Origin of the sequence: Desulfobulbus alkaliphilus, assembly GCF_016918545.1 — a bacterium.
GTDB lineage: Bacteria > Desulfobacterota > Desulfobulbia > Desulfobulbales > Desulfobulbaceae > Desulfobulbus > Desulfobulbus alkaliphilus.
Genome location: NZ_JAFFQC010000002.1, coordinates 1 through 22,787 on the forward strand (window position 1 = coordinate 1; position 22,787 = coordinate 22,787).

At 51.2% G+C, this 22,787-nt stretch carries 23 protein-coding genes and 1 pseudogene; 20 read left to right on the plus strand and 4 right to left on the minus strand.

The genetic code is table 11. The features are described from left to right. Positions 1-412 precede the first annotated feature (412 nt). The 14 genes and pseudogenes from JWG43_RS01065 to JWG43_RS01125 all read left to right on the plus strand — a co-directional run bounded on the left by JWG43_RS01065 (position 413) and on the right by JWG43_RS01125 (position 10,513). Entirely contained in the window at positions 413-613 is a 201-nt protein-coding gene (locus JWG43_RS01065; protein WP_205240959.1) for a hypothetical protein, read from the plus strand. A 74-nt stretch (positions 614-687) separates the two neighbouring features. Beyond that, positions 688-1,071 carry a phospholipase D family protein gene (locus JWG43_RS20585; RefSeq protein ID WP_504208208.1) on the plus strand — a complete coding sequence of 128 codons (384 nt, stop codon included), beginning with the start codon at positions 688-690 and terminating at the stop codon, positions 1,069-1,071. Between the two features lie 112 nt (positions 1,072-1,183). Beyond that, positions 1,184-1,342 carry a heme-binding protein gene (locus JWG43_RS20150; RefSeq protein WP_371925136.1) on the plus strand — a complete coding sequence of 53 codons (159 nt, stop codon included), beginning with the start codon at positions 1,184-1,186 and terminating at the stop codon, positions 1,340-1,342. A 438-nt stretch (positions 1,343-1,780) separates the two neighbouring features. Beyond that, a complete protein-coding gene (locus JWG43_RS01070; RefSeq protein WP_205240960.1) occupies positions 1,781-2,350 on the plus strand; it encodes a hypothetical protein in 570 nt (189 codons plus the stop codon). 149 nt (positions 2,351-2,499) lie between these two features. After that, positions 2,500-2,760, plus strand: coding sequence for a toxin HicA (locus JWG43_RS01075; RefSeq protein WP_205240961.1), 261 nt, complete (start codon positions 2,500-2,502; stop codon positions 2,758-2,760). Continuing rightward, a complete protein-coding gene (locus JWG43_RS01080) occupies positions 2,744-3,073 on the plus strand; it encodes a type II toxin-antitoxin system HicB family antitoxin (RefSeq protein WP_205240962.1) in 330 nt (109 codons plus the stop codon). Before JWG43_RS01075 ends, JWG43_RS01080 begins: the two co-directional genes overlap by 17 nt. A 356-nt stretch (positions 3,074-3,429) precedes the next feature. Next, positions 3,430-3,681 (plus strand): heme-binding protein, encoded by a 252-nt coding sequence (locus JWG43_RS20155; protein WP_205240964.1) that lies wholly within the window; start codon positions 3,430-3,432, stop codon positions 3,679-3,681. Positions 3,682-3,869: 188 nt separating this feature from the next. Continuing rightward, complete coding sequence (locus tag JWG43_RS01095) at positions 3,870-6,728, plus strand: DEAD/DEAH box helicase (protein ID WP_205240965.1); 2,859 nt, start codon at positions 3,870-3,872, stop codon at positions 6,726-6,728. Continuing rightward, positions 6,725-7,789, plus strand: a complete 1,065-nt coding sequence (locus JWG43_RS01100) for an NERD domain-containing protein (protein ID WP_205240966.1) — start codon at positions 6,725-6,727, stop codon at positions 7,787-7,789. The genes JWG43_RS01095 and JWG43_RS01100 overlap by 4 nt, the downstream gene beginning before the upstream one ends. 319 nt (positions 7,790-8,108) lie before the next feature. Continuing rightward, positions 8,109-8,916, plus strand: a pseudogene (locus tag JWG43_RS01105) (transposase). Between the two features lie 203 nt (positions 8,917-9,119). Next, positions 9,120-9,650, plus strand: a complete 531-nt coding sequence (locus tag JWG43_RS01110) for a hypothetical protein (RefSeq protein ID WP_205240968.1) — start codon at positions 9,120-9,122, stop codon at positions 9,648-9,650. Positions 9,651-9,682: 32 nt separating this feature from the next. After that, positions 9,683-9,856, plus strand: coding sequence for a hypothetical protein (locus JWG43_RS01115; RefSeq protein ID WP_205240969.1), 174 nt, complete (start codon positions 9,683-9,685; stop codon positions 9,854-9,856). Between the two features lie 88 nt (positions 9,857-9,944). Beyond that, positions 9,945-10,226 (plus strand): type II toxin-antitoxin system Phd/YefM family antitoxin, encoded by a 282-nt coding sequence (locus JWG43_RS01120; protein WP_205240970.1) that lies wholly within the window; start codon positions 9,945-9,947, stop codon positions 10,224-10,226. After that, entirely contained in the window at positions 10,223-10,513 is a 291-nt protein-coding gene (locus JWG43_RS01125; protein WP_205240971.1) for a type II toxin-antitoxin system RelE/ParE family toxin, read from the plus strand. Before JWG43_RS01120 ends, JWG43_RS01125 begins: the two co-directional genes overlap by 4 nt. Positions 10,514-11,097: 584 nt before the next feature. Here the strand turns inward: JWG43_RS01125 and JWG43_RS01130 are convergent. Beyond that, positions 11,098-11,730, minus strand: a complete 633-nt coding sequence (locus JWG43_RS01130) for a hypothetical protein (RefSeq protein WP_205240972.1) — start codon at positions 11,728-11,730, stop codon at positions 11,098-11,100. Between the two features lie 256 nt (positions 11,731-11,986). Between JWG43_RS01130 and JWG43_RS01135 the strand changes: the two genes are divergently transcribed. The 6 genes from JWG43_RS01135 (at position 11,987) to JWG43_RS01160 (ending at position 15,636) form a co-directional block, all read left to right on the plus strand. Beyond that, positions 11,987-12,232, plus strand: coding sequence for a type II toxin-antitoxin system Phd/YefM family antitoxin (locus JWG43_RS01135; RefSeq protein WP_205240973.1), 246 nt, complete (start codon positions 11,987-11,989; stop codon positions 12,230-12,232). Beyond that, positions 12,229-12,615 carry a type II toxin-antitoxin system VapC family toxin gene (locus JWG43_RS01140; protein ID WP_205240974.1) on the plus strand — a complete coding sequence of 129 codons (387 nt, stop codon included), beginning with the start codon at positions 12,229-12,231 and terminating at the stop codon, positions 12,613-12,615. Before JWG43_RS01135 ends, JWG43_RS01140 begins: the two co-directional genes overlap by 4 nt. A gap of 230 nt (positions 12,616-12,845) precedes the next feature. Further along, positions 12,846-13,166 carry a winged helix-turn-helix domain-containing protein gene (locus JWG43_RS01145; RefSeq protein WP_205240975.1) on the plus strand — a complete coding sequence of 107 codons (321 nt, stop codon included), beginning with the start codon at positions 12,846-12,848 and terminating at the stop codon, positions 13,164-13,166. 62 nt (positions 13,167-13,228) lie between these two features. Beyond that, complete coding sequence (locus JWG43_RS01150) at positions 13,229-14,098, plus strand: transposase (protein ID WP_205240976.1); 870 nt, start codon at positions 13,229-13,231, stop codon at positions 14,096-14,098. 63 nt (positions 14,099-14,161) lie between these two features. Beyond that, a complete protein-coding gene (locus JWG43_RS01155; protein WP_205240977.1) occupies positions 14,162-14,701 on the plus strand; it encodes a hypothetical protein in 540 nt (179 codons plus the stop codon). A gap of 317 nt (positions 14,702-15,018) precedes the next feature. After that, positions 15,019-15,636, plus strand: coding sequence for a hypothetical protein (locus JWG43_RS01160; RefSeq protein WP_205240978.1), 618 nt, complete (start codon positions 15,019-15,021; stop codon positions 15,634-15,636). A 279-nt stretch (positions 15,637-15,915) separates the two neighbouring features. Here JWG43_RS01160 and JWG43_RS01165 read toward each other — a convergent pair whose 3' ends face one another. From JWG43_RS01165 to JWG43_RS01175, 3 genes are all read right to left on the minus strand, one after another. After that, entirely contained in the window at positions 15,916-16,713 is a 798-nt protein-coding gene (locus JWG43_RS01165) for a hypothetical protein (RefSeq protein ID WP_205240979.1), read from the minus strand. 432 nt (positions 16,714-17,145) lie between these two features. Next, positions 17,146-20,700: a serine protease gene (locus tag JWG43_RS01170; protein WP_205240980.1), complete on the minus strand. Its 3,555-nt coding sequence runs from the start codon at positions 20,698-20,700 to the stop codon at positions 17,146-17,148. 795 nt (positions 20,701-21,495) lie between these two features. After that, positions 21,496-22,518, minus strand: coding sequence for a ribonuclease T2 family protein (locus tag JWG43_RS01175; RefSeq protein WP_205240981.1), 1,023 nt, complete (start codon positions 22,516-22,518; stop codon positions 21,496-21,498). Positions 22,519-22,787 lie beyond the last annotated feature (269 nt).

Here is a 22,787-nt window from a genome sequence, read left to right on the forward strand (position 1 = left end):
ATGTATTGGCGGCCCGATGATCGGGCACCCGCTGCAGATCCTTACGGATGATGGCAAAGAGGGCATCGGCATTGAGATGAGCACGCATTTTGATTCGACGGAATGTTTGGGTTTCCTGGCGGGTACGCTTGGCGATTTTTTTGACGGACATGGCGCTTCTCCTTTGTAAGTATTTGATATTACAAAGAAAAAACGATTCGACCTTTTATAGATTGTCAAGAAAAATCGACAAGCCACCGAAAAAAATAATGATGTAATTTTAATATCTTACAACAGCCCTCCTCCTTGGCGGGCTGGTAAAGTTTGCGAAAACTGTTTTAAGGAACCACGTATTCACTGGGGTTCAGGACAAAGCGGGAACTGCTGTATTCTTATGGGGTCGGACCTAACTAGTATTAGTGATCTTCAATATTTGGTCGATCAGCTTGATTTTGATAATGTTTTTGATCTTGTTAATAAACTTGATAAGGACGTATTCGATACGGCACAAACACATATCGCCATTCGAGAACATAATTTACCAAATGAACCAGGTGCATTGAAACTCAATGATGAAAACATAGTTGATATACAAGGCCTTGAGAATGATCCATATTTTAAACTAATAAGTTAACCAAAACCATCCAGCGGACGCGCAAAAAGCGCGCGCCGCTGATGGTCGGCGTTGGGCCTTAAGGAGATGAACCGTTGAAGCTGATATCAAGCAACAAGAAGCTGGTTCGAACACTATCGCGCCTTATTGAAAGCCATTCCGAGGCCACATTTGCGGTTGCATGGGCTTCATCGGGAAACTCCGTTTTTGACCTCATTCAAGAACACTCATCGCGGATTACGCGGGCCATCATTGGAACCCACTTCTACCAAACACACCCTGATGTACTCGACGCATTTCAGGGAAAGGGAAACGCCCGGTTTGTGCTTCAGCCGAGTGGTGTATTTCACCCAAAGCTCTACCTTTTTCGCAGTGAGGATCGATGGGAAGCGCTGATTGGAAGTGCAAATCTCACATCCGGGGCCGAGGTTCGGAGGTTCGGGGTCGGACCAAGTCAACTTATTGAAGTTATGAGATAAACATGAGAAATAACCCCTCAACAATAGGCTATAGACCGACTTTTGAGGCTAAAATCAGCGCTTTGATCGATAGGGGTGAGAATGGCAAGGACCAATCGGTATTTTATTCCAGATGGTGCGTGGCACATTACCCATCGTTGTCACAAAAAGGACAGCAGCGTGTCGAGGGCATTGGGTTGTCGGTCTCATGATGCCGGCTTCGTATACTCCGGAAACCCTTCCAGTGCCGGAGGATCCGAATGTCACCTTTCGTCATGTTCCAGTCCGATAGATTGCCGCAGTTCGCTACTCCGGCTTGTGGAACGAAAAAAATTACCCTCGGTGCAAGGTGGAACTCGAACCGTGGATTCACGAAAGAGGCCTTGCCATGGTGGCCGATCCCGTATGGGCGCTACAATTCCCCTTTCGCCCCATGGTTTTTTCGGCAAAACGAGATTTTGATACCGGAAGATGCAGTTTCTGTGACTAAGACAGAGCCCAACGACATACAACAGCCAGCGCTACAAGCCGCTGCTGAATGAGAGAGATTGAATAAAAAAAATCGCCCAAGGTAACCATGGATGACGGATAGGATAGAAACCGCACCTGTCTCGAATTACTAAATCCGCAGGTGCTGCTCATATTGAAACGAAATCAAATATCACTGAATTTTCCTGATATCAGGGCAACTTTTGAACCAGGTTGAGAAAATGAAGCATGATGTAGAACGATGACCATCAAGCCAAGGCAAAACCTTGTTATCATCAAAGGTGTGGACCATACGGATAATATTCTTCGAATCACCCACGAATCCAAACACACGGTCGTGACCTTCAAAAAAGGAAAGACGTATCGCTATACCAGCACCAATGTTGAATGTTTTTCCAGTCCCGAAAACATACCAGTTGATAATTACCGCTTTATAGTCGCGGGCGATGTGTTGTCCGACGTGGCTGAGGTTTTACGCTTCGGAAATTGGGTGAAGATATTCCACGGAAGTGGAGGTAGCCGATGCTGCCGGTTCTCTGAATTTTCAGCTAAACCGATGGAAGCTTCCAACGGTCGCAGCATGGATATTCTTGCCTATTTCAGGGAACTTGCCGAGGGCGTTACGCTCAGGACCAACGTTATGGGCCAGCTGGTAGTATTGGGTGACGGTGCCGTCCTTGTTCTTTCGCTGTGTTGTTCGCAGGTACATGATTGCCTGCAAAAATACAGTCAAAAACCAGCTATGTCAACTATACGATTGCAATGCGTGTGCCTACGGTTTTCGAGCAAAAACCGGCCGCCGAGAAATTAACAGCCTAAATTTGCAGGAAATTTTTCCGGCATTGATCAAAAATCGACCTACAGGCCGAAAACTCGAGTAAAGGCGGACGCTCAAATAATTCCAATTCCGGCTTCGATTCCAGCTCTTGACAATGATACCAATATTGATACTATATAACTATGAAAAAAATTGATGACCTGCTATTGATATTTAAACGAAATCCGAAGGATGTCCGGTTTTCGGATTTGTGCAAAATATGTGATCATTATTTCGGTGAGCCACGTCAGGAAAAAAGCAGTCATCGAATTTACAAAACACCTTGGCAAGGAGACCCAAGGATAAATATCCAGAATCACAAAGGAAAGGCCAAAGCATATCAAGTTAAGCAGGTGCTATTGGCTATTGAGAAATTGGAGGTAAGCCATGGCCACAAAAAATGATAAATATACGTACCGGGTTACCTGGTCTGAAGATGATAATGAGTATGTGGGCCTGTGTGCTGAATTCCCCAGCTTAAGTTGGCTGGCCGATACGCCGGAAAAGGCTCTAAAAGGCATCCGAAATCTTGTAGCGGATGTGTTATTGGACATGGGCAAAACCGATGAGCCAATTCCCGAGCCAATCTCAAGTAAAAATTTCAGCGGGAAATTTATGGTCCGGGTGCCTCCAGAGGTACATCGAAAATTGGCCATACAAGCTGCTGAGTCCGGCGTAAGCCTTAATCGTATTGCCAGTTCCAAACTGAGCCAATAAATTATCTGCACACAACCATGCCTTTCACGCGGACCGGGGCGGGGTTCGGGGTCGGACCATATCAACTTATTGAAGTTATGAGATAAACATGAGAAATAAACCCTCCAAAATAGGCTATAGACCGACTTTTGAGGCTAAAATCAGCGCTTTGATCGATAGGGGTGAGAATGACAAGGGCCAATCGGTATTTTATTCCAGATGGTGCGTGGCACATTCCCCATCGTTGTCACAAAAAGAAAGCAGCATTACGAGGACATTGGGTTGTCAGTTTCATGATGCCGGCTTCGTATACTCTGGAAACCCTTCCAGTGCCTGAGGATCCGAATGTCACCTTGCGTCAGGTTCCAGTCCGATAGATGGCCGCAGTGCGCTACTCTGGCTTGTGGAGCGAAAAGAATTACTTTCGGTACAAGATGGAACTCGAATCGTGGATTCATGAAAGAGGCCTTGCTATTGGGGGCGATCCCGTATGGGCGCGCTACAATTCCCCTTTCACCCCATGGTTTTTGCGGCGAAACGAGATTTTGATACCGGAAGATGCAGTTTCTGTGTCTAAGACAGAGCCCAACAACATACAACAGCCAGCACTGCAAGCCGCTGCTGAATGAGAGAGATTGAATAAGAAAAATCGCCCAAGGTTACATGGATTGACGGATAGGATAGAAACCGCACCTGTCTCGAATTACTAAATCCGCAGGTGCTGCTCATATTGAAACGAAATCAAATGTCATTGGATTTTCCTGATATCAGGGCAACTTTTGAACCAGGTTGAGAAAATGAAGCATGATGTAGAACGATGACCATCAAGCCAAGGCAAAACCTTGTCATCATCAAAGGTGTGGACCATACGGATAATATTCTTCGAATCACCCACGAATCCAAACACACGGTCGTGACCTTCAAAAAAGGAAAGACGTATCGCTATACCAGCACCAATGTTGAATGTTTTTCCAGTCCCGAACACATACCAGTTGATAATTACCGCTTTATAGTCGCGGGCGATGTGTTGTCCGACGTGGCTGAGGTTTTACGCTTCGGAAATTGGGTGAAGATATTCCACGGAAGTGGAGGTAGCCGATGCTGCCGGTTCTCTGAATTTTCAGCTAAACCGATGGAATCTTCCAACGGTCGCAGCATGGATATGCTTGCCTATTTCAGGGAACTTGCCGAGGGCGTTACGCTCAGGACCGACGATGGCGATTCTTTGTTGGCGATGAAATACCGACAGCTCAACACAGTATCTCATCACAGCATCCTTTCCCGTTTTTTGCAGGCCCGATATCCAGGTCCAGAGCCAGGTACGTCGGACAGTACATCGCTCATTATCTTCCCGTTCGGCTGTAATATGACCCAGAAAACGGCGGTCCAGAGGGCGCTTCAGCACCCTGTCTCGCTGATTCAGGGGCCGCCGGGTACAGGTAAGACGCAAACAATCCTGAATTTGATAGGCAACATGCTGCTCCAGAAGAAACGAGTCGCTGTGGTCTCAAACAACAATTCCGCCACCGCTAACGTGCTCGAAAAGCTTCAGAAATACGAGCTGGATTTCGTGGTCGCATTTCTCGGCAGCGCACAAAACAAACAAGCGTTCATTGAGGGACAGACAGGTACAACGGTTCGGATGCCGACGCTCGACGGGGCAGGCCAGGAAAATTCTGTGCGTGAGGAAATTCTCCGCCTGAACCAAGAGCTCGACAAGAAGTTCGAAACCAAAAACGAGTTGGCAGCCGTGATTCAGCAGATCGATGCGCTCCGGCTTGAATTGACGCATTTTGAAAGATTCCAGCAGCAAAAGCAGGACCGCGACTCGGATACAAGGGTTCGTACTTTCCGGCCAAAAGTATCAGCGCTGAAGCTGATGAATTCTTGGCTGGCTTGTGAACGAGAAGCCAAGCGTTATGCTGACACGAATGCATCATCTTTTTCAAATCCCCCCCTATCATCCAATGCTTCTTTTGCTTCACTTCCCACAAGAGCGGCGAGCCGTCATGTCGGCCTTCTGGAGAAAATTCGCCTTCTGCTCCGGTTCGGCATGGCAGGGCGAGTCTTCTTCCAGCTCAGCGACGCGGAACGTATTTCACTGTTACAGGAGGCCTACTACCAACGCAAGCTGGCGGAGCTGGAGAGCAGACAAAAAACGCTTGAGGATTCGCTCGAAAAGTTCAGTTTCGACAAGCAACTGAAACGACTGACCACGCTTTCGATGCAGCTGATGCAGCATTGCCTTGCGGAGCGCTACAACAACCGTGCACGGACGGTGTTCACCCCCGAAGATCTCTGGCGGCAACCGGAAAAATTCCTCGACGAATATCCTATTGTACTGAGCACAACGTTTTCTGTTATCACCTCGGTCCAGAATGGCTATCTGTTTGATTGCGTCATTGTGGACGAGGCGAGCCAAGTCGATCTGCTCAATGGCGTTCTCGCGATGGCCTGCGCAGAGAAGCTCGTGGTCGTCGGCGATCCCATGCAGCTTCCCAACGTACTGACAGAGCAGGACAAAAAGCGGGCAAAACTAGTCGCTGAGCGATACGAAGTGCCAAGACATGCCCGGTTCGAGCGACACAACTTGCTTTCCGCGGTGCGCGCAGCTTTTCGGAATATTCCCGAAACGCTTTTGCGAGAACATTATCGGTGTCACCCGAAGATCATTCAGTTTTGCAACCAAAAATTCTATGAGGGCGAACTGCTTGTTATGACCCGAGACCAGGACGAGTCCGATGTTCTCAAGGCCTACATGACTGTCGAGGGACGGCATGCGCGTGGCACGATTAATCAGCGCCAGATTGACGAAATTCTCGAAAATGTTTTGCCCGAACTAGGCTCGGTCGAACCAGGGGACATAGGTATTGTTTCGCCATATAAAGCCCAGACCGCCCGGATGCAGGCCTCTGTCAGCTCGAAGGAAATTGAGGTCGACACGGTGCATAAGTACCAGGGCCGAGAAAAGCGTGTCATGATTATTACGACGGTGTCGAACGAAGCTAACGAATTCGTCGATAACCCGAATTTGCTGAATGTTGCTATATCCCGTGCACAGGAGAAGTTGCGGTTGGTCGTTTCGAAGGAGATGGCCGAGGGTAATGGTAATGTTGCTGATTTTGTACGTTATATTCGCTACAGCAATTGTGAGGTCATACCTGGCAAGGTCCGTTCCGTCTTCGATCTTCTTTACAGTGAATATACCACAGCGCGTTTGGAGATACTGAAAAAACGAAAACGAGTTTCGAAGTATGATTCCGAAAACCTTACCTACAGGGAAATCGAGGCGGTCCTGCAAGAAAAAGCTTTTCGGGGCTATAGTGTCGTGCTCCAATTTCCACTGTCGATGCTCGTCCAGGATACAATGGGCTTGACCACTGAGGAATCCGCTTATGCGACCCATCCTTGGACTAAAACCGATTTTCTGCTCTATCGAAAAGTCGACAAAAATCCAGTGCTGGTCATTGAAGTCGATGGCTATGCATTCCATCGTGAAGGAACGCGTCAATCTGAGCGTGATGCGCTCAAGGACTCAGTGTTGAAGAAATGTGGCCTGCCGGTCCTGCGTCTATCGACTATTGGGAGCAACGAAAGGAGCCGGATCAGGAAGAAGCTGGAGGAAGTGACCAAAGTAAGGCAAGACTGGAATAATACCTTCCAGGAGGAAAGATGATTCTTAAGGAGAAAGGAGAGTTAGTCGGGCAGGACGAACGTTCGAAGGCCGGCTATCAGCAGGAGCAGGATGTTGCGTTCTACCTGAGGCGCGAGTTTGGCGACGAACCCTCGGTTCTAATTATCAACGATCTGCGTGTGGAACATACCGGTGAACGCGCGCAGATCGATCATCTGGTGGTCCACCCATATGGCCTGGTGGTGATTGAGTCAAAGAGCGTTTACGGGGAAGTGAAAGTGAACAGTCACGGGGAATGGTCGCGCAGCTATCGGGGCGAGTGGTACGGTATTCCCTCCCCCGTGCGACAGGCGGAGTTGCAGAAAGCATTGCTGAAGAGACTGCTGAGTAATAATGTCGAAAAATTTCTCAGGCGGGTTCTGGGGCTCCAGACACAGATAGGAGGACGTGACTGGCGGACGCTGTGTGCGGTGTCCAGCAGTGCGATCCTGCACCGGGACGAAATGCCCCGTGCGATTGCCGATCAGGTGGTGAAGAGCGAGTTTGTAGCTGAAAAAGTACGGGACCTGTTGGGCTCTCGGGTAATGGGTCTTATTTCCTCGAAACCACGTTTCAACCAGAAGGAGATCGAGGGAATCGGCGAATTTTTAATCAAATGCCACCTTGACGATGCCCAAACATCTTTCTCGATCGCCGAACCGGAGCCGCACCCGCAGACCACACCTGTTCAGGCCAAACCAACTGCCAAAGCTCTGCCACAGCAAACGGCCATTCGCACGCAGTTAGAACCAGCTCCAATGGAAAACTCAAATCCAATGTCTGGGAAGACGGAGCAGAAAATACCCTCCCCGACAACTGAACCTGGGTTTGCCTGCAAGAAGTGCGGCGAAACCAACAATCTTCATGGCCAGTACGGCAAGTTCGGGTATTACGTCCGCTGCGGCCCATGTGGGACGAATACCTCGATGAAGACCGACTGCCCGTCATGCCAGTTCCGTCAGGTCCGCATACGCAAATCTGGTCCCGTGTACACCTCGACCTGCCAGAAATGCGCTCACGAGTGGGTGGTCTTTCAGCAGCATGGTTCGGGGTCGGCGGGATAATCTTTCTCTATGCAATCGCGGCATGTACCGTATCTCCTAAACCAGGTAAGCGAAGACTCCGGGGGCTTGATCATGTTGTGCTGACTTACCCGGAGACTCGGCCTTGTATGCCATTTCTGTTCGTCGACTCATAGTTTTGCTCTCCAGCTTCCTCCGGAAGCGCGTCTACGCCCCGGGCGGCGCCCCGGGGTGGCGCCCCGGGGTCGGACCAAGTCAAGTGCCCGAAACTGTGAGGGAATCCTTGGAAATGACCCCCTTTAAACAGGCTATGGCCCGATTTTCAGGGGTGAAATTAGCGTTTTAGACAGAAGGAGGGGGAATGGCGAGGGCTAACAGGCATTTCATCCCGGGTGGCGTATGGCACATCACGCATCGCTGCCACAAAAAGGAGTTCCTGCTGAAGTTCGCCCATGACCGCACGCGGTTTGTGATGTGGCTTCGAGAAGCGCGCAAGCGCTTTGGGATCCAGATCCTGAACTATGCCGTGACCTCCAACCATGTCCACCTTCTTGTAAAGGACAGGGGCGATGCCGGCGCCATTCCTTCCGCCATGCAGCTCGTCGCCGGGCGCTTGGGCCAGGAATACAATCACCGCAAACATCGTAAGGGCGCCTTCTGGGAAGACCGTTATCATGCCACGGTCATTGAAACCGGGGAACACCTGCGGCGCTGCCTTGTTTACATCGATCTGAATATGGTTCGGGCCGGCGTGGTCAAGCATCCTGGTGACTGGGTCCACGGTGGTTATCACGAAATTCAGGGGCAGCGTCGCCGCAATACGATACTGTCGCTCGATGTGCTCGCCGGGGCCGTTGAGGCAGGGAGCCGTGAAGATCTGGCAAGAGCCCATCGCGAATGGATCGAAGAGGCGTTAAGTACTGACGGACACAAGCGGGAGGATCTCTGGTCGAAGAGCATCGCGGTGGGGGAGCGCTGAATTCGTCAGGAAAACACAGCAGATGCTCGGAATGCGCGGGAGAGGTCGTGACGTTGTGTCGGTGGGGGATTCATTCGTGCTGCGCGAATCCCAGGAAAGCTATGGCGTCAATTTCACCCCCGATAATCGAGCCATAGCACTGAATAGTGCCTATTGTTTGAGTGATTGCATCGAAAAATCAAAGGGTTGACTTGGTCCGACCCCGGACCAACGCCTGATCTATTCAGACGTTGCCGGAACACCGTACGATCAGAAATCAAATGAATTTGCGGTCATCGCCAAGAGGGCGTAGTCCTTTACAGAACAATGCAATGCACACAGACGTGGATTCCACTGCGTTTCATCCACGCCGTTGATGACAAACGTTCGCTAAAATAAACAAAGGAGAGACATATGTCAGAAAACACAGTATTGGTTGTCATTGCAGTTGTAGTTGGTTGCGGAGTGCTTGCCGTCATGGCGTATTACATTGCTCGCTTCATGCGGGGGTCCATCAAGCTTTCGCTCACCCGTACAGTGTTCAATCCGGGCGAAACCATGACCGGGAGTTTTGATCTGCACACGAAGAAAGCTATTCAGGGAAACAAACTTATTGTGAGATTGATTGGAACACAGGTTTCCAAGACCTATAAAGACGGGAAGAAGCGAATGCATTCTCAAGAGATTTACAGAGACGAAGTTCTCGTTGAAGATGCAAAGGCATACGCTGCTGGATATAAAGCAAAATACAACTTCGAGATACCCGCCCCGAACATGCAGTCTCCAGAATTCCTGAACTCTACAGTTGGTCAGGCACTGACTGCAGCTGTTAGCCTACTTAGCAACAGATCAACACGTCTCAATTGGAAGGTTGAAGCACGACTTGATGCTAAAGGGATCGACCTAGCAACAGCCCAATCAGTCTCGATCAATACAATCAATTGATATATAACAGCGAACGTGCGGAAATGTGGACGATGAGTCTCGCCGTCGGCAGCGAGCACTTCGTGCAGAAGGTCCAGGAGAATCTTGGAGTGCGGGGAATAGGGAGAGGTATTGTGGCGACGGGCGATGCCTATGTGCTCCGAGAGTCGTCAGAAACCTATGAGGCCAATTTTGACCCCGAAAAATCGGCCTATAACGCCAATTAATCGCTTTCCATGAGGTATTTTTCCATAAATATCGATGTGTTGACTTGGTCCGACCCCAAACATCGCAAACATACAAACATCCCACGCTATGGGTAAACTATTAAACATCATTCCTGTAAGCGATTTGAGGCAGGATGCTGCCAAGGTATTGAAACAATTACGAAACAAAAAAGAGCCATTGATCATTACACAGCGGGGGCGGGCAGCTGCCGTGATAATCAGTGTTGAGGCGTATGAGAAATCTGAACATGAAAAAGAGATTCTGCGCCTTTTAGCCAAGGGAGACAGGGAAATAGAAATCGGTGAGGGATATGATCTGGACACTATTCTTGCTGAAGCTGATTCATTCTTAGCCGAGAAACCCTCGTGAAGATCCGCTTTACCCCTTCTGCCCGGACACAATTTCATTGTGCTCTCTTATATATTCAACGGGATAAACCTTCAGCTGCAACCAGTTTTCGAGATAGAACCGAAAAAATCTTGCGAAGGCTTGAGGATTTTCCTGAATCGGAAAGAATTATACCGGAGTTTCCAGAACTTCCCTATCGGGAGGTGATTATTTCGCCGTATCGATTTTTTTATAAAATCAAAGCCGACACCGTTTGGATTGTTGCAGTGTGGCACGGTGCGCAGCTTCCAAAGGAACCAGCGAGTTGAACGCCAACCCGGCATTCAAGCGGACGCCGAACAGCAGGCGCCGCTTAATTTTCTGTTAGGGCTACAATTGGTTGCGCGTGAGGGAATAGAATGAAGCTCCAGGAAGTCCGCATCAGAAATTTTAGATGCTACAAAGATGAGGTCTCAATCACCTTCGAACAAGCGTATGCGCAACGCAAGAATTGTGGAGGCACATCGTACGCATGGGTATACCCTGAAAGGAATTGGGGATTGTCTCGGTGTTCATTAACCTGAATCCGTGACGGCTGGACGCTTGTTTTGGGCATATCTCACTGTAATCATTTTATAATTGCAGCGGGATCCTTGGCAATAACTTTCACCCGCCGCCCTTCGGGGCATCCGTCCGCACGCCATCTTCATTGCCCGTAACCGTTCGATAAAGTGTACTTTAATCGAAAGGTCACGAACAACGAAGCTGACGCACGGACGAAAGCTCACGGATTCAGGCATTATACAACGGTCAGCAAGGTGGTGAGAGGAAAGGCAAAAAAGTGATATTTCAAGACCTGACCCTTATTGTGCCAATTGGAGGACTACGATGAATCGTTTTGCCAAAACCCTCGTTATCTCGATACTCTTTCTAATCGTGCTTTATTGGTCAATGTATCCGCTATCGGCTCCCATACGGGGAGATCTGCAATTCGAGACCATTCTCGGCATGCTTGGCGGTCTCTTTGCGCTTGCTCGTCGATCAGGTTAAACAGAAAGACGTGATTTCCAGGCTTGGCCGCAAGGATGAAGCGGCAGTCATGGGCCTTCAAGTCCTTGATATGCGGGGCGTTGGCGCTCAGACCATCTTCGGTAACGATAACCTTCAGGTGCGGATGTTCTCGACGGAAATCAGTAAGCAAGCGCTTGATGGCGTTCCGCTCGCAATCGTTCTTGGTGCTCCCGTCCTGCCGTCGGATGAGCTCCGGGCAGAGCGGCAACACCTCCTTGTGGTCCGGTGAAACAAAGGCCCCTTTCACCATCTGCAGGTGATACTCGATTGTGCCGTTGCGTCGCTCTTTGGTCAAACAGTAGTCAGCACCGATGTTTTCTGAACTGTGAATGCCGGTTCCATCGATGGCCAAGAGCAGGTGACCGCCCAGGCAAGTCATCCGCGGCAGCACCTTGCCCCGTTGCATCTGGTGGAAGACACTGCGGAACGGCCGCCGGATATGGGTCGGCACTATTTCATCCAGAATAGTCCGCATGTGCGTGTCACTGGGGATAATCCCCACGCCGTACACACCGTGGAGACTTTCCGGCTCATCCTGTCGCCGATGCTCAAAGGCAAGCAGTGAGGGATCCTTGTGAGTTCCGGGGACAGTATATTTAAATGAAAACCATTAAAAAGTTGCCCTGCCTGCTCACACAGCTTTGCGGGTCACGTTTTGATTTTTTCCTTTTGCCATTCAGCAGGAAGAATATTAAACTAAGTTGAACGAACTAAGTTTACCCGGAGGAGTTATGCAGACAATCAACATCCATGAAGCAAAAACCAACCTTTCGCGCCTGATTGAGAAGGCCGTCAAAGGGGAGCCATTTATTATTGCTAAGGCAGGCAAGCCTCTTGTGAAGGTGTCTCGGCTTGATGCTATTGAAGGTACCCCCGTAAAACGGTTGGGCTTCCTGACTGGCCAGATCACGGTGCCTGACGATTTCGACCGCATGGGCAGCGAGGAAATCGAACGACTGTTTGAGGGCAAGGAGTGAAGCTGCTGCTTGATACCCATCTACTTTTATGGGCCGCCGGCGATCCTGACCGTCTCTCGCATGCTGCTCGTGCTCTGATCGAAGACCCTGAAAACGAAATGATTTTCAGCGCCGCAAGCCTTTGGGAGATTGCCATCAAATGCGGCCTCGGCAGGGCTGATTTTCATGTCGATTCCCGGGTATTGCGCCGGTGTCTGCAAGACAATGGATACGGCGAATTGCCAATCACCAGTGAACATGCTGTTGCCATTGACTCTTTGCCGCTAATCCACAAAGATCCTTTCGACCGGATTCTCATCGCCCAAGCGATCGTTGAGGGAATCACCCTGTTAACGACAGATTCGTTGGTTGCCAAGTACTCTGGGCCAATCCGTCCGGTTTGAACATAGAATTCAGGTGACACGTTACCTATCTTGACAGTCAAAAGTTCTGTTAATTTTACGTACTCAAAAGCACTTGCCTTGACCATGTATCTAGCCGTAGCAGCACATTTATTTTGAAGAAATTATCTTTTCATTTTTTACACGAAGTACGTCCATAATCATTGACGTGACAGCGTCGGTGCGGTATTTCTGAGGACACATCCATAATAATACTTAACCGGGAGCTCTCCATGAAACGAGATGAGATTTTTTTAACGTACGAAAAGGAGGTTGCGGAATTCAAGCTTGGGTTGATCCGGCGCTTGACCAAGGAGTTGCCTGCTGCCGACAGAACAGAACGAAAACGTACGTCAAATATGGACATGGTCGAAAAGATACTCGCGGACGCGGGAAGCCCTTTGCACATCTCGGAAATTATCGCAGCTGTCGAAAAGGATTTTGGTATACAACTGGACCGTGATTCCTTGTCCTCGGCGCTTGCCAAGCAAATTCGTAAAGAGGCGCGATTCATTCGCGTAGCTCCCAACACCTTTGGATTGCGACAGATATAACGGCGCGCAATCAAATCGGTGCTCCAGGAATATTGTCTGCAAGAATATTGGAGGGGAGCAACATGATAGGACAACTGTGTCTTTTGCTGAAGACCTTGCGAGGGGCTTTTCCCAGAAGAGCAACGTTTGAGTGGTTCGTGGTTGCTGTTTTCGGCTTCATCGTGCGGCTTGATCATCACGGTGTATCGTCGAGCATTCGCTGGTTGCGGATCCTTCCCAATTCCTATGAGGGATTCCTGGCTTTTTTCCGCTCCGAGGCGCTGAAGTACGAACAAATCCTTGCCCATTGGCTGGTTTTGATTTCGCGTCACGGAGCTGTACGTACCCGTGCCGGTGCCTTCATATTGATCGGCGACGGAATTAAAGTTGCCAAAGAGGCTGAATGCATGCCCGGCGTGAAAAGACTGCACCAGGTGTCTGAGAATTCCGGCAAGGCGCCATGGATCCTTGGCCATCATTTCGGCGTTATCGGTATGCTGGCGGCCAATCGAGAGAAAACCTTCTGTGTTCCGGTTGTCGCTGAGCTGCATGAAGGCGCGGAGGCGTTGCGACACCTGCAACAAAAGGACGTCGAGCGAACGGGAGCAGAGAGGTATACTGTTTGTACATTGATGGCCAGTCTCGCCAAGACCGTTGCGATGAAGCTGAAGGAACCATGCATGGTGGTGCTGGATGCGTATTTTGCTGTTGGTCCGGTTTTCAAGGTTGTGAAAACCTTGCTGGGAAGCCAAGGGCAGCAATTGCTCAATATCATCACCCGAGCCAAGAACAACATCGTTGCGTACGAGGAACAACCGCAAGCGTATAGTGGCCGAGGCCGACCACCAAAGTACGGGAAAAGGATCAAACTGGAAGAGTTTTTTTCGACCCGTGCGGAAGATTTCTCGTCCGTCACGGTTCGCGCAATTATACAACGGTCAGCAAGGTGGTGAGAGGAAAGGCAAAAAAGTGATATTTCAAGACCTGACCCCTATTGCGCCAATTGGAGGACTACGATGAATCGTTTTGCCAAAACCCTCGTTATCTCGATACTCTTTCTAATCGTGCTTTATTGGTCAATACATCCGCAATCGGCCCCCATACGGGGAGATCTGCAATTCGAGACCATTCTCGGCATGCTTGGCGGTCTCTTTGTACTTGTCCTTCTGATTGAACGTGCCACGGAAATTGCCATTGCTATCTGGCGTGAAGCTCCGACCCAGAGACTGCAACAGGAAATAAACACCCTGTCGGAGGATTCGACGGCAAGCGACGCTGCCGCTGCAAAGACAGCTGATCTGCTTGCCTATCAGGCCGAAACCAAAGGGATCGCCCTACTCATCGGCTTTACCCTGTCTGTCATTGCCTGCGCCGGCGGGATCGGCATTCTCGATACCATTGTTGATACATCCAATGCCAATAAACCATTCATGCGCGGCATGGATATTATTCTCACCTCAGGTCTGCTGGCCGGAGGCAGTGACGCCTTTCATCAATTTGTGCGGGCACTGGAATCCTTTTTCGTAAGCTCGCGCAAAAAGAACGGCACGACCTGAATTCCACCAACGGGTGTTGGCTGTTGCTTCACGAAGTCTTCCGAGAGATCGGAAGGAACACCCAGGATACCTCCTCAGAGCTATGAGCATGTTGAACGATAATTGATTGACGGGGTTGTCGTCTTCACGCTCAACAAGAATCCGGAATTTTCTGATTTTTCCATGGCTGGATTCCCGATGTCTGCCTCGAGAAGGATACCACCCTCTCCGCGGAGAAAACGCTCGTATCTTTGAATTTGCAAATATCTGAAAAAACGATTAATTATCTCAATGTTGCTTCGCTGTTCTTTTTTATCAACAAAAAGCAGGAGATAAAAATGATTAAAAAACAAGTAAGTATGATCACTGCCGCACTGTTGATCACCATGTTCGGCACCACCAAACCTGTTTTTGCTGACAACGTTCTGGAATTTCTCAATTCCACTGAACAGAATTACAAGGCTCAGAGATATTCCCGGGCTCTTGCGGATCTTGAATGGGCGCGGAAGGAAATTGTCAGCCTGCAATTGGCGGAAATGAAAGGGTTTTTACCGGATGAAATCAAAGGAATGCAAGGCCGGGACGATGACAGTGGAGCCATGATGGGGTTTCATACTGTCAGCAAGACCTATCGGGATCAGGATGCCGGCCACTCCATCTCTATTGAGATCATGAAAGGGGCAACCGGCGACGCTGGAACCGGACTGGGCGCTATTTTCGGAATGGCTATGGCCATGGGCGGTATGGATCCGAGCAAACCTGCAAAAACCATCGTTCAAAAAGGCTATCGTGGTACCTTTACCATGGATACCAACTCCGACGAAGGCACCCTGATTTTCAATCTGGACGGTGGGAGTCGTGTAACCATTACCACCCGGGGATATGTCGATGAAGGTATGGCCAAGGAAGTGGCTGAAAAACTGGACCTGGTCAGCATTGAAAATACCTTACGCTAAAGAACCTGCCGATCCCTCCGCATCGAGCCTGATCCGGAAGGTCAGGTTGCGACCTTGTCTTTTTTTCGTGAGACGAACGTTCAGGATTTACCGTCTGTGATCACAGGCACCAACCTTATACCTACCCGGCTGCGCTCATGGAAAGGCTCCAGCGGTCAGCCGGGTATGGACAAATCTGGATCCGCCTGTGAGCGATGACAAACCAAGAGCACGACAAATCAAACAGATTCATCATTTCCATGGTTCATCGCCCACGGGGTTGTCACCTGCTTGAGCTGATTATTCCCTATTATCAACATCACCGACAGCGTCGTATCCTCTGAGCACTTTCCCCCACTCGAGGGCCCAGCGTTCCGCCGCATTGAGTCCTTCACGAACGCTTTCCTCCGCCCAGTCACTCCGCACCGTATCTTCCAAATAGCTCTTCCATATCGTCAGCATCATCGGCAGCGTCGCATCAAATCCTTCCATAGGGGCTGAGCATCCACTGCTGTAAAACATCCACGTCTGCCCCGGTGTGATCCATTGCGTTGCCACGTAATACAAACCTCGATGGACGACACCATTGAGAGTATACGACACCAAATGCAGCGCACCGGGCATGGGACCGTGGAGACCAGCATGCGTTTCGGATTGGTCAATTCGTGTATTGGTGACCTGCTTGTTCTGCAGTGATGCAAAAAGAGGAAACAGGCGCGTGATAACCTCCTCCGGACTATGGAATGGTTGAGAACCGGTGGGTCCGACCGATTGCCGCAGGTTGCGTATCAGCATGTCTACCTGCCGCGGTGGCATCCCTGACTGAATCAGGATCCTTTTCTGCTGCGTGACCATGGCTTCCATGGCTTCCGGAGTCATGAACTGACCGGTGATGCCCATGAAAACATATTCACCGTTGGGACCGTTCGTTTCGCCCATACCTCCTGCTGTGGACAAGGCGCTCCAGGTTGCAGGATAGACGAACCGCACCAGATTCCCGGTGGCCGGGTAAAACTCCACATGCGTCTTCAAATCCTGGGCGTATCCGAATCCCGCACCCAAAACGGTCGCCACAATCACGATCAAAACGTTCCGCATTGACACGCCTCTCCTGTCCGAAATGAACCAGCAACTGCTCAAAACCCGTCCTCCATATCCAGGCAAGTGCCAACACCGGTAGCAGTCACTGCCGACAACACAAAACAAGCCCTGTTTGTTCTGGCAACACACCCGCCTGACCCTCTTAAAAGTGTCTGATTCCGCTTCAGGGCGGCATATAGCAGGTCATTCCTGGTCTCCAGATGTTGTTTTGGACCCGACGAAATCATTCCTCCAAAAGTTACCGATCACGGGGTTTGTAACGGCTTGTTTTATAAAGCTCGGGTACTGTAAGCGGTCACAGGTGCCCCAGATTTGTGCAGACGCGGTTGTCCGCTATAGCTCTTCTATGCGGGCAGCCGCGTTCGTGCAAAGATGGGGTACCTGTGATCGCTTACCTCCAAAAGAATTCAAGACGCCTGTCCCGGTGGATTACCTCCAGGCCGGCGGCGCCATCCCCCCTCGGACCCAGGTGATCCACTGGTTGATCTCCGCATGATAGATCGATATTTCGTTGGGACCGATCACCTGAAAGGGACGATGAAAGATCTGACCGGTTTCGGAGAAATATTGAGTGATGACATCGCCCTGGATCTGGTAGTTTCCTCCGCCCTGCTCCATGTGGTATCCTATCTGTGTCCGGTAGTAAAAGGTCCAGTCCGGCCTGAGCACGATCCAGGACTGAAAATACCCCACATAGGGAATCATCCCCTGAGCTTCCCACTCACCGGCTAAAGGACTGGGTTGAGGACCAGGTTGAGGGCCGGGCTGCGGGTCGTCGTGAGGTTTCGGAGCTGGTTGGTGGTTGAGGTTGGAATTGAACATCCAGAAAACCACCTCAAGGGGAAAGTTCAACTCCTCGGCAATCCGGGCAATGATAGGTTGGAGAGTCTCCAGATTGAATTCCTGGATGCCTTGCTCCCTGGCGATCTTGGCAACGGCACCGGCCACATCGGCATCAATACGGTTGCTTTCAATCACGTTTTTGATGACCAGAGGCGGATATCTCAAACGCATCAAGGTACGGATGCCGTTGAGGTCGAGGTCCTGCAACTGGAAGGAGGGGGCCGGAATGCTCCGCTCGAATTCCTTGCCGGCCAGTACCGCCATGGTATAGTGGGCCGAGGCAAGCGACATAGCTTGATCCTTGGCAAAAATTTCAGCGGCTTTGAGATGCGCGTCGACCACCCCGGGACTTGTGCCGTAAAACCCCATGAGCATCGCCAGGTTACGCAGTGCCTCCCGGCGCTCCCCTTTTTCGACGAGCACCTCGGCATATTCAAAGTAGAAATTTTCCGATGCCGCCTCGCCGGCCGTCTCCATTGTCTGGGCCGCGCGAAGGAATGCGTCAACGGCCGCATCAAGGTCACCCTTTTCCCGCTGACAAAGACCAATGCGGTAAAGTACCTCATAGTGGCGGGGGAAGTCGCCAAGCATATTCTGGTACGCATCAATCGCCTGATCCCATTTTTTCTCCAGTTCGAAAGAGCGGGCAAGTCCGATACGAGCGCCAAGATTGCCCGGGTGCAGCTGCACTGCTGCCTGATAAGCCGCTCGCCCTTCGGCAATCTTTCCCTGCTCGTAGTGAATCTCCCCCATGAGGATGAAGACCTGGGGGACAATACCACGGGTGACGTCACGCGCACGATCCAGGTAGCCGAGAGCCTCCTCCATTTTGTTGTTCCCCGCTGCTGCCTGAGCTGCAAGGAAGTGAGCTGTCCACAGATCCGGATGAGCCTCCACCGTCCTTGCCGCCATGGCCGCTGCTTTTTCGAGTTCACCTATGCCCAGGAGAAAGGCGGTAAATCCCACCAGCGCATCAGGATGCGTTGAATCACGCTCCAGGGCGCTCTCAAAAGCTGTCCTGGCTTTATTTAGCCAGTTCATCGCTTCTTCCCGGTTCCAGCGCTCCAGGTAATCCATGCCCAGTGCCTGGAGGCAGATTGCCAGCAGGGTATGGGCATCGGGCGAATCCGGCTGCAGCGCAACAGCTCTCTCGGCCATCCCCACCGCATCCTTGAACCCCTTCATGCCGACAAAAAGGTGAGCCAGTTCGAAGCTGTCCAGGTAATCGACTGCCGGCTTTGCGGAAAGTCCTGCATCAGCCACCAGGGAAAAACGCGCCAAAGCAGCATCGATCGGGCAGAGAAAGCTGTATCCGGCGTAATCTTTCTGGGTATTGCCCCAGGTGTTGAGTCCGACAACCCCGCCCGTAGCCAGACTGAGACAGGGACCACCACTATTCCCGTGCGTGATCTTGGCGTCAGTGGTCAGCGACTCCAGGTTACCGTCCAGGGCGCGGTTGAAGCGCACCAGAACCCCTTTGGTGATGAACATGGACAGTCCGGTCAAATCGAAACTTTTGGGAAATCCCAAAGCGAGCACCGAATCACCGAGCCGCACCTCGGAAGAGGGACTCAAGGGCACCGGTTCGTAATCACCGGGGGGAATCTTCAACAAAGCGACATCCACTCCGCCGATGGCGGCCCCCGAGCGACCCTGCCGCTGGTCGACACCGATGAGTTCCGCCTTGACCGGCGGCCGCTTGAGTGAGTCATCCCAATGGATCGTAAAAGACTTACCCGGCCGGTCATTGTCCATGTCCCAGACGACATGCCAATTGGTTAACACATACCCGTCAGGTGAGATTATGAAGCCCGTCCCCTGCCCCATGTTTCCCAGGCCTTCGTATTCGGTTTCAACATAAACCACCGATCCCTTGTAACGCGCCACCAGTTCACTCTCCTCCAAGGGTGGCCCGCGACGGGCATAGTCGAGGTGCTGGAACTTCGATTCAGCCAGTATGTTCTCGAACATGGGACGGATCTCGACAAAACCGGCGCGCGGAGCCATGGCTACCACCGTGTAAACGACCCCGTCCCTCTCGGCCAGGTTGACCTCAACGGTAAACTCTCCTTCCTTGTCTTTGAGAAAACCATGGAAAAGAGCACGGGCACCGGGCACGGTACCCAAGGTGGTTTCAGCCACTGCCCCATCCTGAAACATTCCCGGCTCAAGTGCCGCTATTGCCGGCAGAAGGTATTCAAGAATGGCTGTGGGACTTTTATCTCCATAAACGGATTCACGATCAAGGGGGGAGACCTGGACAGCGAGACCGATCTCCAGGGCATCAATACTTGTCTTCCCTCTTTCAGGGGTAAAGGTATAACGGACCTGACCGTCATCGATGTCGCGCAGAAGAATCCAACCCTCGGGGACGGCAATGCGAAACCGTCGGCCCGGGTGGGTGTAGACGCCATCCTCGATTTCGGTCACGGTCGCGGGCTTTAAATCCCGCGTTTGCTTTGCTGGTGAAGGGTCTATCTGTTGAGGACGTTGTACGCGGGAAGGATCGATTGTTTCAGTACTTTCAACAACCACCAGTGCCTTGCGAACATCCGCAATGATCTCAGCCGGCACACCGGCTCGTTGCAGGCTCAGCGCATCGGCGGCCGAAAGATGTCCAGTAAATCCGACTATTCTCAAAAGTTTACGATAATCGGTCGTATCCAGCCCCGTGGAGCCAAGTCGCTTCAGGTCGGTTGCAGTCAAGGGCCTTGCCTGCAGGGCCATAATCACGGCAAGAGGCGCTTCCGCACGGGCCAGTGCCACCGCCCCGGCCAGGGATAAGGGCTCGGCACCGGCCGCAATCCGGTCGAGAATCTCACCTACGGGCTGACCGGTCGAGACCAGATCCGCCACCTCGGTGATGGTTATCACCACTTGGTGGTCTGGTTGGCCCGCAAACAAAGAAATGAACTCTTCACTGGCCCCGGCATCGCGGAGCGCCTGAAGATCTTCAGGGGCTAACGCAATCGGCGGGTCGGCCGCCTGCACCTCTATTCGTATTTCCTCTTCGGGGAAACCGAACTTGAACAAGTCGACAATTTCACCCCCTGTCAGCTCGTAGGCTCGTACCGGTCCAGCTAAAAGAAGGGTAACAGCGAGAAAAAAAAGAAAAAAAGGACGGAAACGGTGTGGGGTCATGGCTGCCTCCCGGGAAGAAATGGATATTGAGCAGTCTCGCACCAGAAATCTTCTTATGGATCCGCAATGCGGATCATCCTCGCCGGTCAGCCCTGCCATCCCCGCACACATCGCAGGGTATGTGTTGCCGCGGAGGGACATGTGCCTCTTTGTAACCCGCATGCAGCCAACCGGGGTACGACTTCAGCGGTCCTCTTCCCCTGCTGACGAGAGTAGACCGCAGTATGAGCAACCGGTCGATCACCCATTTTTTTCCAAATATCGTGTTCTGAATCGAGGCGAGCTGGAGCATTCAATCAGAGGGGGGAGGAGAGCCATTATTCCCATGATTGAATTGAGCAGCACAACAAAGAATCAGGGAAAAACAACCTGTACTGGAGAGAGACGCGATAGGATGAGGGATGGATGTTTGTCTCTCTCATTGGTCAATCGTTGTGTAGCATTCATGCAAGCAGGTGTCAAGGCTCTTTTCACAAATGCTCATGAAACATTGAGGAGATACAAAGCATTGCAGCCGATATGCGACACAATGTGACAAGATTGGGCGGATTCGAGGTCGATGCTCCTGCCCCACCCCAGTGTACCGATGCCTGACTTCGTGACGGCTGGGATTATTATGGATTAGCTCTATTTGTTGCGCGAAAAGTATGAAGACGGGCGCATGTTGTCCTATTTCCCTACGCCCGCAGCTCACCAATCCATGCGGTTTGTCATGACACGACCATTAGGCGGCCGTTCCCCAGACGTCCCACGCGACAGCCAGATGGTCCACGAATGGAATGATCGTAAGGGCTTTTATCGGCCTGCACCGGGTGAGAAGGCGGCAGGAGCACTTCCCTCTATGAGGATACGGTCATCCCGGCATGCATGGCGATGGGGTTCCCTCTGGTCCGGCAGATCTTCACCGAGAAAATCAGTCCAATCGCCGTCCACCTGGAATTCCCTGGGAAGTTTGATCCGCATTTCATAGAGGTATGGCCCTTTGCAAAGCAGCTGAAAACTGTTGGCAGCCCGTTGATCACCAGCAGTCTGGTTGATCTTTGCAAACAATTGCTCTCTTGAGATGGCGTTGCCTTTGTTTTCAATGATATACCGCCCGAAGTCAGACTCATTGATCTTGATCACGGCGGCTACAGCGGTCCGGAAATAGGCATTCGCATCCATATCCTTCTGGCAGGTACCGTGTTTGTGCCACTGATACCTGCCGAAAGTCTCCTCGAAATAGAAATTAGGCATCCAGGGTTTGATAAAGGCCAGGGTGTCCTCATCGAGCTGCATGTCGTCTGTCCCGCAATAGCCGTAGCCGTGACCGCATTCGATCCGGTTGGGCCAGAGACCATGCAGGGTGACATGGGCAATGGCCAGATTCCCGCTTGCCAGCCAGTCACACTCGGGCTTGCTGCCCTGGTATGGGAAATGAGCGCAAAACCCCGGCTGCCAGGAAACCGCCAGGACATAGCTGTCATGCAGACCGGGCGTGGTGCATGTTGCCGCCGGGTCCGCGGGTGGGGGCAGGTCACTGGTAAAAATGAGATCTCTCACCACCCCGCATTCAGCAGCAACCCATCGCAGCGGATTGGTAATACCCGGAATTTCAATCCGCACCCAGTGGTACGCCCTGGCATGCACCTCTTTGATGGCATATTCCGAACCGGCCACGGTCTGAACCAGCCCGGGATTGGTCCCTTTGCGGAATGAAAGGTAAGCTTCGCAGTTGCGGGTTGCCTGAAAGAGACCCTGGACCGATTCGCTGCCATGGGCAGGAACCGTACAGACGAGAAGGATAATCCAAAGCAGGTGTATCGTCAGTTTTTTCATACGCTTCTCCAAATGAAAAAATATTGATGAATAGTAATGATAAAACAATTTTTTAAAATATAATTGCTCAGCTAAAACATGCACTTTTTCGGCAACCGGAAAGCACTCAATCAGGACGAAACAGCCTCTTGAAGGCCTAATCACTCCCAACGGGTCAGAAGCCAGATATACATCCTGAATCCGTGAGCGTTCGTCCGTGCGTCAGCTTCGTTGTTCGTGGCCGTTCGATTAAAAAACACTTTATCGGACGGTTACGGGCAATGAAGATG

Bases quoted from the DNA above. Each gene is read 5' to 3' on its own strand.
- JWG43_RS01155 (WP_205240977.1), top strand. From the start codon at position 14,162: ATGAATCGTTTTGCCAAAACCCTCGTTATCTCGATACTCTTTCTAATC.
- JWG43_RS01110 (WP_205240968.1), top strand. From the start codon at position 9,120: ATGTCAGAAAACACAGTATTGGTTGTCATTGCAGTTGTAGTTGGTTGC.
- JWG43_RS01145 (WP_205240975.1), top strand. From the start codon at position 12,846: ATGAAACGAGATGAGATTTTTTTAACGTACGAAAAGGAGGTTGCGGAA.
- JWG43_RS20150 (WP_371925136.1), top strand. From the start codon at position 1,184: ATGGTGCGTGGCACATTACCCATCGTTGTCACAAAAAGGACAGCAGCG.
- JWG43_RS01150 (WP_205240976.1), top strand. From the start codon at position 13,229: ATGATAGGACAACTGTGTCTTTTGCTGAAGACCTTGCGAGGGGCTTTT.
- JWG43_RS01100 (WP_205240966.1), top strand. From the start codon at position 6,725: ATGATTCTTAAGGAGAAAGGAGAGTTAGTCGGGCAGGACGAACGTTCG.
- JWG43_RS01075 (WP_205240961.1), top strand. From the start codon at position 2,500: ATGAAAAAAATTGATGACCTGCTATTGATATTTAAACGAAATCCGAAG.
- JWG43_RS01095 (WP_205240965.1), top strand. From the start codon at position 3,870: ATGACCATCAAGCCAAGGCAAAACCTTGTCATCATCAAAGGTGTGGAC.
- JWG43_RS01165 (WP_205240979.1), bottom strand. From the start codon at position 16,713: ATGCGGAACGTTTTGATCGTGATTGTGGCGACCGTTTTGGGTGCGGGA.
- JWG43_RS01080 (WP_205240962.1), top strand. From the start codon at position 2,744: ATGGCCACAAAAAATGATAAATATACGTACCGGGTTACCTGGTCTGAA.
- JWG43_RS01130 (WP_205240972.1), bottom strand. From the start codon at position 11,730: ATGCGGACTATTCTGGATGAAATAGTGCCGACCCATATCCGGCGGCCG.
- JWG43_RS01160 (WP_205240978.1), top strand. From the start codon at position 15,019: ATGATTAAAAAACAAGTAAGTATGATCACTGCCGCACTGTTGATCACC.
- JWG43_RS01120 (WP_205240970.1), top strand. From the start codon at position 9,945: ATGGGTAAACTATTAAACATCATTCCTGTAAGCGATTTGAGGCAGGAT.
- JWG43_RS20155 (WP_205240964.1), top strand. From the start codon at position 3,430: ATGGCCGCAGTGCGCTACTCTGGCTTGTGGAGCGAAAAGAATTACTTT.
- JWG43_RS01070 (WP_205240960.1), top strand. From the start codon at position 1,781: ATGACCATCAAGCCAAGGCAAAACCTTGTTATCATCAAAGGTGTGGAC.
- JWG43_RS01175 (WP_205240981.1), bottom strand. From the start codon at position 22,518: ATGAAAAAACTGACGATACACCTGCTTTGGATTATCCTTCTCGTCTGT.
- JWG43_RS01170 (WP_205240980.1), bottom strand. From the start codon at position 20,700: ATGACCCCACACCGTTTCCGTCCTTTTTTTCTTTTTTTTCTCGCTGTT.
- JWG43_RS01135 (WP_205240973.1), top strand. From the start codon at position 11,987: ATGCAGACAATCAACATCCATGAAGCAAAAACCAACCTTTCGCGCCTG.
- JWG43_RS01115 (WP_205240969.1), top strand. From the start codon at position 9,683: ATGAGTCTCGCCGTCGGCAGCGAGCACTTCGTGCAGAAGGTCCAGGAG.